Consider the following 9718-nt stretch of genomic DNA (forward strand, 5'->3'; position numbering starts at 1 on the left):
GAAGGCTAGAGTGCATCCTCTATAGATTGGATACTGCCTCATGAGGGTTTGGCGGTATCCCTTGAGGGGAAGGATGCACTCTTTTTGAGGGCTAGAGTGCATCCTCTATAGATTGGATGCCTCCTTTGAGGGTCGGAGGTATCCCTTGAGGGGAAGGATGCACTCTTTTTAAGGGCTAGAGTGCATCCTTTCCATGGATTGAATGTACTCTTTGGAGGCCAAAGTACATTCATAGGGAAAGGCATATTCCATAAGAAACAGAGATAACAAAAAAATTTGTTTTTATATTTTATATTGATAGGTTGCTGTATTTGCGAGGGCTATTCATTCTTTATTCTCAATATTTAAGATGATTATGGGATAAGGGTTGTTCGTCAATACAATCGTAAAAGACGCTGAGTATTTTTATAAAAATTGAGATATTTTTGTGCCTTTTTCTTGTTTTTTTTGTGTTTACACAAGATATGCACGGCTTTTCAACAGTTTGTTTTTTTTAGCTTTGCTAATGGCGTTGGCTAAACACTTCAATTGTTTTAACTGCTTCAATACCGTCTTAAAAAAACAGTGCGTTATAATATGACAAAATAAGTTGTATAATTTTTGATTCTTACGCGATGCTAGAAAAAGGGGAATGTTAGGAGAGATGTTGTCTATATTCTTAGTTTATCTCTTAAGTTAGGAAAATTAACATACTTTCCGAATCTATTTTTTATTCGGTTTAACGGTTAAAGAGCAATAGCTGAATGGAATCATACTTGTCTCATGTTTTTATTCTCACGCCTTAGATTTTTTCTCATAGGGATTTTATTTTTTAATGGGGGATTTTATTTTTTAATGGGATTTTACGCGACTCACGTAAAATAGAATGTTCTAAATAGAATATATTTGTGTAGCGCATTTACGTACTTGTTTAAAAATATTATGTGATCTTATCATCACAATTATATTGGTGATTGGGGATATTGGTAAATCTGATAATGGAGAAATTTCTTGTGAAGTGGATAAGCCCTTCTTTAAATTCTCATAAGGGGAAAGCCAGCACTATCATACTATTCTCACCTCATGTGATGACAGCCTTTGGCTCTTGAGCGTGTTCATAAGAGGCATTTTGATTCTTTATCTTTGAAATCTTTGAAGTGCTTTATTTCATATGTCTCTTATGTTTGTAATGTGGAAAAGACAAGGTGTTGATTGATTCAACATAAATAAGAGAATCTTGCGATATTCTGCTCTCTTAATTTTAATCTGAAGAACAATTGATTGTGATTATACATCAGCCTATTGGTGTGATACGATAAAGAATATCATCAAATATTAGTCATTCTATTATGGTGTAAAACAGCTTATACCGTAAAACACTATCCTTTAAGGTTTGGTGATATGAAGCAAGCTTTTTGGGATATGTTTTAAGTGTTTTTTAGGGGCGTGGTGAATCTTTGAGACAGAGCAATCTTCTGTTGCGCCTTGAGTTTAGCGGCAAACCCTGAATAGAAGCCAAGAGGGAATGGAAGCCAAGAGGGAAGTGTATCCAAGCTGTTTGTAAATCAGATTGAGTTAAGAATCTTTGTTCTTTAAGAATGGAACGCAAGTCAATTTGACAAAAGAATGATCTATTTTGCGGGTAGACCTTATAGAGAAATATCACAAAGCTTCATAAGGAAGTGATTGAAGACAATACAGTTACAAAAAAGTACAGTCATAAAAAAAGTCCTCCGTCGCAATCAGAGGACCAAAAAGCAGGAGAATTTTAACATTGACTCGCAGAACGTGTCAAAAAAGAATAAATTTAAAAGGCCGTACTAAATACAAAAAAATCATACTTAAAGAATCTAACACATTATAATTAGCAGAGAATTGAAAAAATAGCAATATAAAAAATACTTTTTACAAAAAATTTTGTCATTTTGCATTAAAACTTAATACTTTTTTCAATTGAATATTTATTTTAAGATTCGATATTAATTAAACTATATTTAAAAATATTATGATGCATGCAAGCATTTTGAGAATATTCTTCAATAAAAAACGCATTAAGAGCCCCCATGATTATAGGATTGATATGGGGGAAGGATTTTTGTTTTTAAGAGTGCGGGGTGTATCTTAAGTATGTGTGAGGGGGGTGAAGTATTGTCCTTTTGGGTGGGGGCAAGGTGATGGAAATAGGGGCGAGAGCTGCTGGATGGTTGAGTTCGTGTGTGGGGGAAGGGGCTTATAGAGGGAGCGGGAAGGATGGGAGGCCGCTTAAAATGGCGAGGGAGATTATTCAAAATGTTTATGGTTTGCATATCCCCAATGAAATGCGAGCAAGTCTAAACAATCTCGTAAATGATCGGCAAGGGAGTTTTGTTTGCGTTTTGAAGAACTTAATTCTTTGATCGCTTGTCCGTGGCCTATAACTCGCTCAAGAAGAGAATAGCCAAGAATACCAAGTTGAACTTTAATGGTTTTTAATTGATTGGAGGCTGCTATTTGACGTTCAATGGGCTGTGTGTACCCTTGGCTACAGGAAACCTTTTCACGGGTGTAGTCAAGGCTCATGTGGAGATCGGCTTGGCTTTGACGCCAGTAAAAATAAAAACGTTCTGCCGCTTTATATTGGGCTTTGCTGAGATGCCCTTTGGCATATAAAAGGGCAATGGGATGGCTTTGTGCATTGGCAATGGCTTTAATCGTGCGCGGGTTACTGGAACTTTCTGGATGATTGGGTTTAAAATAAGGATTACGCGTTTCTACAGGGATTTCTTGCGTCTTTAAATGACCAATGTGCTTTCCTTGATTTTGATGATCAAGCGGGCAGGTTTGCATGTTTTTTTTCTCTTGATGGCTCATAACATCTCCTTAAAAATTTTAATTTTGATTCTTTCATGTTTATGCAAAGAAACGGGATTGTGCTGTTGTATGCTTGTTGAGGAATAGGTTTTTATATCTGCTTGTTGCGTGAGGGGACGTTTTTCAAAAGGGTGTGGGGTGGTGGTTTTCTTTTGCTGCTGTCATTTGTTTGTACGAGAGATTTATACGGGGGCGGGGATTTTGCGGGGGCTGTGCGAGGGATTTTGTGGGAGTGGTGTGTGTCGTTCTCTTTGTGGTTCTGGCTTCTTTAAAGGATGGGCGTTTTGTTGCATGATGGGCATTCTTTCTGATTTTATTGCTGTGGGGGGAGGGTTGATGTCGCAGGATTTGGTTTTTTGCCATGGTTGATGTTTTTCTGCCTCTTGGGAGCTTTATTTCTATTTATGTGGGGAGGTATTTGAGGGATCATGAAAGGAAGAAATTTTTTTAAGAGGATGGGGTTTGGGGGGCGTTATTGGCGGGGATCTCATGTTGTTTATACGGTTGCTGAACGCATGGGGTGGCGCTGGCTTTGGTTCTTAATTCCGTGGGGGTATCCTTTTGGGTTTTGTCATTGGGCTGATTTATAGAGGTGTAAAGCATCTTGTTATGATTTGGCTCTTGAAAAGAGAGGGGTTTTGTCGCATGGTGGATATTTTTCTTGAGTGACTTGATGGGGGAGGTGAGTGATGGCGCGCGGGCTTTTGTCTCTGAAGGGGTTGGTGTTTAGCTGTATTGTGGCCTATGTCTCTGTGGCTGTTTATGTGGAAATGAAGGCTCTTGGGATGACGTGGGGCATATTTTTACGAGCTGTGGCGTTTTATGGCATTCCCGGTATTTTCCTTATGTTGGGTTATGAAGTAATGCAGCGGCGTGGTATAACGAAGGGTTTGTTCCTCAAGATGGTGTTGTTGAGCTTCATTTTGGCTGCTCTCTCTGATTTTGTTTATGCGCAAGCCGAGCATTTGGGTTTGACTCAGGTGTGGTTCTTAAACAAGTGGGTGTTTTATGTCCTTTTGGGCTTTGTCCTTGCTCTTATTTATAGACGGGCAAGGCGTCTTGAGTTTAGGATTTCATTCTTTGAAAAGGATTGATCTTTTGCGGCATTTTGGGCATGATCTTTGGTTTTTATTGATGAAGGAGCGGGGCGTATGGTGGTTGCGCGGGACATATTTTTTAAGGGACTGGCGTTTTGCTGCATTTTTGGCTTGGTTCTTGGCTTTGCTTATGAGGATGCGGGGCGACCGGCTATTCCGTGGGAGGTGTTTTGGCAGGGGGGGTGATTTCTTGCATTGTTGCAACTGTCCTTTGTTTTATTTTGGTGGGAGCAGACCGTAGGACTTTTACGTGGGGTGTGTTTTTGAAGGCGGGGGTGTTTTGCACCATTGCTGCAGTGATTCTTGGCTTTGCTTATAAGGGAGCGAAGCATTTTGATATATCGTGGGAATTTTTAGTGATGGGAGCGGTATTTGTTGCATTGTTGGCGCTGTCCTTGGTTTTACTTATGAGGGTGCGGGGTAAATGGATATCGCGTGGGGTATTTTTATTGAAGTTTCTGGTGTTTGGCGGCGTTGTTGGCACTGTTGTTGGGTTGGCACATGTGGGAGCCAAGCATATGGGCTGGAGCACGCTTTGGTTCTTGGACGATAGGGGGTTCTTGAACGATTGGGGTGTTTGTGAGCAGTGTTGGATTTGTTCCTTTTTTTGCTCTGGAGAGGGGTATGGTGTGTGCGTGTACTGTTGGGGGGCTTAAAAAAATGAGCATTTTTCTTTTCCACCGGCGTGATCTTTGATGTTCTTTCTGTGAGGGGTATTTGATGTCGAACAATGTGATGTTTTTGCTGTTGCCTTGGTTTTTCTGCTTTTTTGCTGTTGCCTTGATTTTTATTTATAAGATTGCCAAGCGTCGCTCTGTTACAGGGTGGATGTTTTGGAGATGGGTGGTGCTTTATGGCGCTCTTGCCACCTACCTTGGTTTTATTTATGTGGGCGTGGGCCGTCGTGCTGTTGACGGAGAGCTGCTCTTGAAGGGGGCGGTATTTTCTTGCATTTTTGCAACTGTCCTTGGTTTGGTGCATCTGGGCGTCAAGAGTATGCCTGTTGCTTGGCAAGTTTTCTTGAAGGCGGTTATGTTTTGTTGCATGATGGGCTTTATCCTGTGGTTTGCTGCTGTGGGCGTCAGGGATATGGATAGCATAAGGGCGGTATTCTTAAAGGTTTTGCTCTTGTCTGTATTGTTGAAAGTGCTCTTGGGGTTCTTTATACGCGAGCAAGGTGATACGGTGTTACAGAGGTTGTTGCGTGCTTTGAATTTTGTGCTGTTTTTCTGCATTTTGGCACCAATCCTTTGTTTTACCCGTCTGGGAGCAGAGAATCTAGGGTTGAGCTGGCTTTGGTTCTCGGATGAGAGGGTGTTGCCCTTTATTGTTGGATTTTTTTCTCCTTTGATTTATCAGGGTGTAAGGCGTGCGCGTGTTCTAGGGGCTTGGTTCTTAAAGTAGGGGGTGTTTTTCTTCTCCATGGGTGTGATCTTTAATGTGCTTGCTGTGAGGGGTATGTGATGTCGAACGATTTGTTTTTTTTTGCTGTTGTTGGTGTTTTTCTACCTTTTTATTGTTGTCGTTATGTGTACTTATAAGGTTTCCAAGCGCTTCGATATTCCGTGGTGGCGGGTGGCGTTTTATTGTATTTTTGGTCTTTCCCTCCTTTTGAAGGAAGTGCTGTTTTACGGCATTTTAGGAGTCGTCCTTTTTTAGCTCTTGTGGGGATGGAGAATGTGGACATACCATGGGGACTATTGTCCTTGATGGGGCTGGTGTTTGCTGCACTGTTGGAGTGGTTTTTGATTTTGCATATGAGGGGGTGGCGAGATGGGGTGGTGACGCGTTGTTTGTGGTTATTGAAGGGGGGGCGCCGTTGTTAGAGCGAGCTTTTTTTGTTTGCATTTGGGAGTAGAGAATCTAGGGTTGAGTTGGCTTTGGTTCGCGAAGGATTGGGTGTTTTTCGTCATTTGTGGATTGATCTTTCCTGTTGTTTCTATGGGAGCAGGGCGTGTGCGTGTGAAGGCGGAGGCGTTTTATTGTATTTTTGGTTTTTCCCTCCTTTTGAAGGAAGTACTGTTTTACGGCGTTTTAGGAGGCGTCCTTTTTTAGCTCTTGTGGGGATGGAGAATGTGGACATACCATGGGGACTATTGTCCTTGATGGGGCTGGTGTTTGCTGCACTGTTGGAGTGGTTTTTGATTTTGCATATGAGGGGGTGGCGAGATGGGGTGGTGACGCATTGTTTGTGGTTATTGAAGGGGGGGCGCCGTTGTTGGAGCGAGCTTTTTTTGTTTGCATTTGGGAGTAGAGAATCTAGGGTTGAGGGGGCTTTGGTTCGCGAAGGATTGGGTGTTTTTCGTCATTTGTGGATTGATCCTTCCTGTTGTTTCTATGGGAGCAGGGCGTGTGCGTGTGAAAGCGGTGGCGTTTTTAAAGAGAGTGGGGTTTATGGGGTATTACAGATAACGTCGAGGGAATGATTGTTCAAAAGAACAGCGATAGCGGTAGGTTTGGGGATCAAACCAAAGCCCTATTTTGCCTTCAAAATCACCAGAACGTTGTTTGGCAATATTCATAATAACGCCGGGGCGTTTGGCTAAATCTGCTTTTTCTTGTGCGAGAGAGGCGGCAAAGATTTTGTCTTCTAACGGTCGATTGCGCCAAATGGTGATGATGTTAAAGGCATTGGCGCCAATCTCTGAGGCGCCTTTAATGTCTTCTGTGCTGGGGATATCTTTATCCAGACCGCTTTTGCGGGCATGGGCGACAAGGTGAATGTGCACACTGTTTAAAACAGCCCAATCAACCATTTTATAAACGGCTTGTTCTTGTCTTGCATAATCATCAGAGGCAATGCCAAGCCGCATCAAACTGTCGATGATAAATTGATCGCAGCCATAGCGCGCACGGCAATAGTCAAAGACATCAAGCAAGGTGTCAACGCTTGATTTGCCAACATGCTCATAAAGAATAAGCCCTTCATCTAAAAAATGAAGAATCCGTTCAATTGTCTCTTTTGTAGGCTGTTCTAAGCCGCCCGTTTGTTTGGTTAAACGGCGGAGCGATTGTTCTCCTTTCATCTCCAGAGACGCTAAGCAAAGCCGACTGTTTTGCGCAATCCAATGGGGAATACAGTCTGATAACAATTGGCTTTTACCTGCTCCACTGGCACCGCTCCATAGCGTTAATTCTGCTGGGCGGAAATGCACTTTATCCTTCAGTTTAGGATAGGGAACCGTATAACCAAGATGTTTTTCAGGCTCTGGCCAAAACAGTCCGATGACTTTGTCTTTATAGTCTGAGGCGCGCCGTAAACCTTCTGGTGCAAAGCTTTTTGCTGAGGAAAAGGCTGCTTTTATGGTGGCTCTATCAATCCCTGCGGTTAAACAGTCATTGGCATCTTTGAGGGGTAAACGGACACGGTAGCAACGGTGGCGTCCAAGCCTGCTGGCAATCTCACGGGCTGCTTCTTCACCAGGCTTATCCATATCGGTGGCTAAAAAAATTGTTTCAAAAGCTTCTAAATGATCAAATTCATTTTCAATCCAATTGTGCTTTCCTCCACTGCCTCCTCCAAAGGGGACAGAGACCGCCGGATATCCATAGGCGGCTAAGGAAAGTGCATCAATTTCTCCTTCAGTGATGACAATGGTACGGTTTGTTGAAGAAAGAAGGGGAAACGGTGCGCGCTCCATTAAGGGGGCCTGCTGAGGCGCCTGCGTGGCGGCTGGGGGTGACGAGGGAGCGTGTTGAGGCGCCTGTGGGGCGGTTGGGGTTGATGAGGGTGCGTGCTGAGGCGCATGTGGAGCGGCTGGGGTTGATGAGGGTGTCTGTTGAGGCGCATGTGGAGCGGCTGGGGTTGATGAGGGTGCGTGTTGAGGCGCCTGCGTGGCGGCTGGGTTGGTTGAGGGTGCGTGTTGAGGCGCCTGCGTGGCGGCTGGGGTTGATGAGGGTGCGTGTTGAGGCGCCTGCGTGGCGGTGGGGTTGGTTGAGGGTGCGTGTTGAGGCGCCTGCGTGGCGGCTGGGTTTGATGAGGGTGCGTGTTGAGGCGCCTGCGTGGCGGCTGGGGTTGATGAGGGTGCGTGTTGAGGCGCCTGCGTGGCGGTTGGGTTGGTTGAGGGTGCGTGTTGAGGCGCCTGCGTGGCGGCTGGGTTTGATGAGGGTGCGTGCTGAGACGCATGTGGAGCGGTTGGGTTGGTTGAGGGTGCGTGTTGAGGCGCCTGCGTGGCGGTGGGGGTTGATGAGGGTGCGTGCTGAGACGCGTTTGTGGTGGTGGGGGTTGACGAGGGTGCGTGCTGAGACGCGTTTGTGGTGGTGGGGGTTGACGAGGGAGCGTGCTGAGACGCGTTTGTGGTGGTGGGGGTTGATGAGGGTGCGTGCTGAGGCGCGTGTGGAGCGGCTGGGGTTGATGAGGGTGTCTGTTGAGGTGCCTGCGTGGCGGCTGGGGTTGATGAGGGTGCGTGCTGAGGCGCATGTGGAGCGGCTGGGGTTGATGAGGGTGCGTGCTGAGACGCGTTTGTGGTGGTGGGGGTTGATGAGGGTGCGTGTTGAGGTGCCTGCGTGGCGGCTGGGGTTGTTGAGAATGCCTGTTGAGGTGCCTGCGTGGCGGCTGGGTTGGTTGAGAGTGCGTGTTGAGGCGCCTGCGGGGCGGTTGGGTTTGAAGGGCAAAGGGCTTGCCAGCCAAACAAAATCGGTTCACAGTGTGCTGCTGTAGGTTTTGTTTTTGCTCCTGCTTGCGCAAGCCGTTCTTTAACTAAAGCAAGGGTGCCATCGGGTTTATAAAAGGGAAAAATGATTTTTTCGCCATCTTCTCCTATGCGGTAACGCTTTATAATCTCTAAAGGAATGTGGCGTTCTTTGTGGAGATAGGTTTTTACAAGATTTTGCGGGGGGCGCCCTGTAGGGACCGGTGGACGGCGATAGGAACGATGGGGTGCCATAAAGGGTTTGGGGCGTGTCAGATTGAGAGCCGCGCGTGCTTCTTCTAAAGCTTGAGAGAGACTAATGCCTTTGACTTCACACCAAAGGTCTAAAAGATCTCCTCCAATGCCTTCTGCAAAATCATACCAAAGCCCTGCTTTGCTGCCGCTTAGGCAAATCGATAAACTTTGACCTGCCTCACCACGTGTGTTGCCTACAATCCAATTGTTGCCTCGTTTGTGCCCTTGGGGAAGAAGCATTTCTGCTATTCTATCTGCTTGTGAGATAAGTTTTTGTTTGATTTCAAAAATTGTGCTCATGGTCATTCGTCTGGTGAATATATTGTTGTTTTTTTCAGATGTGAGAGGTGAGAATTCTGTTTTACTGTTCTCGTTGTTCGATCACATGGTGAAAGGTTTTGTGCTATGCGGTCCTTTTTTGTGCGGGACTTGCTCTATCCTGAAAGTTTTTGAAATGGCTGTGTTGGTATCTGTTTGCCAAGGGTTTAGGAAGGTGGTGCCCTTTGAGAGGGGCGCGTTGGAAGCAGGTAGGGTGGATGATGCAAGAAGGTGGGGGGGATGTCTGAGAGTGTGGTGCATGCTGGAGTCCTGTTTTGGGATATCTTGTTGGGGCATGTGTTGGGATGCCTGTGTGGGAGGGAGAGTGCCAAGGAGTTTGCTTTTCATTGAAGGTTTTTGAAGCTGCTCTGTTGATGTCTGCTTGCCAAGAGCATGGGAAGTGGCACCTTGAGAAAAGGAGGAAAGCGGAAAGGAGGAAGGGGGTGAAAGAAAGGTGGGGTGGATATGTCTGTGAGAGGGTGGTGCATTTTGGAGTCCTGTTTTGGGATACCTTGTTGGGGCATGTGTTGGGATGCCTGTGTGGGAGGGAGAGTGCCAAGGAGTTTGCTTTTCATTGAAGGTTTTTGA

The 9718-nt window shown here is 45.3% G+C and carries 10 protein-coding genes; 8 read left to right on the forward strand and 2 right to left on the reverse strand.

Annotated features, from left to right (window positions below):
• Nucleotides 1-2259: 2259 nt before the first annotated feature.
• A complete protein-coding gene (locus tag ACFINA_RS08755; protein ID WP_375614087.1) occupies nucleotides 2260-2829 on the reverse strand; it encodes a hypothetical protein in 570 nt (189 codons plus the stop codon).
• Between the two features lie 141 nt (nucleotides 2830-2970).
• Here ACFINA_RS08755 and ACFINA_RS08760 point away from each other — a divergent pair, with 141 nt between their 5' ends.
• From ACFINA_RS08760 to ACFINA_RS08795, 8 genes are all read left to right on the forward strand, one after another.
• Nucleotides 2971-3198, forward strand: coding sequence for a hypothetical protein (locus ACFINA_RS08760; protein WP_375615433.1), 228 nt, complete (start codon nucleotides 2971-2973; stop codon nucleotides 3196-3198).
• A 59-nt stretch (nucleotides 3199-3257) separates the two neighbouring features.
• Nucleotides 3258-3419, forward strand: coding sequence for a hypothetical protein (locus ACFINA_RS08765; RefSeq protein WP_375607069.1), 162 nt, complete (start codon nucleotides 3258-3260; stop codon nucleotides 3417-3419).
• Between the two features lie 99 nt (nucleotides 3420-3518).
• A complete protein-coding gene (locus ACFINA_RS08770; RefSeq protein ID WP_375608159.1) occupies nucleotides 3519-3923 on the forward strand; it encodes a hypothetical protein in 405 nt (134 codons plus the stop codon).
• A gap of 27 nt (nucleotides 3924-3950) precedes the next feature.
• Entirely contained in the window at nucleotides 3951-4112 is a 162-nt protein-coding gene (locus ACFINA_RS08775; protein ID WP_375615434.1) for a hypothetical protein, read from the forward strand.
• Nucleotides 4085-4582, forward strand: a complete 498-nt coding sequence (locus ACFINA_RS08780; RefSeq protein WP_375614089.1) for a hypothetical protein — start codon at nucleotides 4085-4087, stop codon at nucleotides 4580-4582. Before ACFINA_RS08775 ends, ACFINA_RS08780 begins: the two co-directional genes overlap by 28 nt.
• A gap of 64 nt (nucleotides 4583-4646) precedes the next feature.
• Nucleotides 4647-5330 carry a hypothetical protein gene (locus ACFINA_RS08785; protein ID WP_375615435.1) on the forward strand — a complete coding sequence of 228 codons (684 nt, stop codon included), beginning with the start codon at nucleotides 4647-4649 and terminating at the stop codon, nucleotides 5328-5330.
• Nucleotides 5331-5616: 286 nt separating this feature from the next.
• Nucleotides 5617-5784, forward strand: a complete 168-nt coding sequence (locus tag ACFINA_RS08790; protein ID WP_375615436.1) for a hypothetical protein — start codon at nucleotides 5617-5619, stop codon at nucleotides 5782-5784.
• A 16-nt stretch (nucleotides 5785-5800) separates the two neighbouring features.
• A complete protein-coding gene (locus tag ACFINA_RS08795) occupies nucleotides 5801-6352 on the forward strand; it encodes a hypothetical protein (protein ID WP_375614091.1) in 552 nt (183 codons plus the stop codon).
• Here ACFINA_RS08795 and ACFINA_RS08800 read toward each other — a convergent pair.
• Entirely contained in the window at nucleotides 6329-9112 is a 2784-nt protein-coding gene (locus tag ACFINA_RS08800) for a toprim domain-containing protein (RefSeq protein WP_375615437.1), read from the reverse strand. The genes ACFINA_RS08795 and ACFINA_RS08800 overlap by 24 nt on opposite strands.
• Nucleotides 9113-9718: the final 606 nt, after the last annotated feature.

The sequence above is a fragment of the Bartonella sp. AC10YNML genome (genome assembly GCF_042196825.1).
In the GTDB taxonomy this organism is placed as follows: domain Bacteria; phylum Pseudomonadota; class Alphaproteobacteria; order Rhizobiales; family Rhizobiaceae; genus Bartonella.

What these genes read in the sequence shown, in the direction of transcription:
- ACFINA_RS08755 (WP_375614087.1), bottom strand. Translation starts at nt 2,829, where the DNA reads ATGAGCCATCAAGAGAAAAAAAACATGCAAACCTGCCCGCTTGATCAT.
- ACFINA_RS08765 (WP_375607069.1), top strand. Translation starts at nt 3,258, where the DNA reads ATGAAAGGAAGAAATTTTTTTAAGAGGATGGGGTTTGGGGGGCGTTAT.
- ACFINA_RS08770 (WP_375608159.1), top strand. Translation starts at nt 3,519, where the DNA reads ATGGCGCGCGGGCTTTTGTCTCTGAAGGGGTTGGTGTTTAGCTGTATT.
- ACFINA_RS08785 (WP_375615435.1), top strand. Translation starts at nt 4,647, where the DNA reads ATGTCGAACAATGTGATGTTTTTGCTGTTGCCTTGGTTTTTCTGCTTT.
- ACFINA_RS08790 (WP_375615436.1), top strand. Translation starts at nt 5,617, where the DNA reads ATGGGGACTATTGTCCTTGATGGGGCTGGTGTTTGCTGCACTGTTGGA.
- ACFINA_RS08800 (WP_375615437.1), bottom strand. Translation starts at nt 9,112, where the DNA reads ATGAGCACAATTTTTGAAATCAAACAAAAACTTATCTCACAAGCAGAT.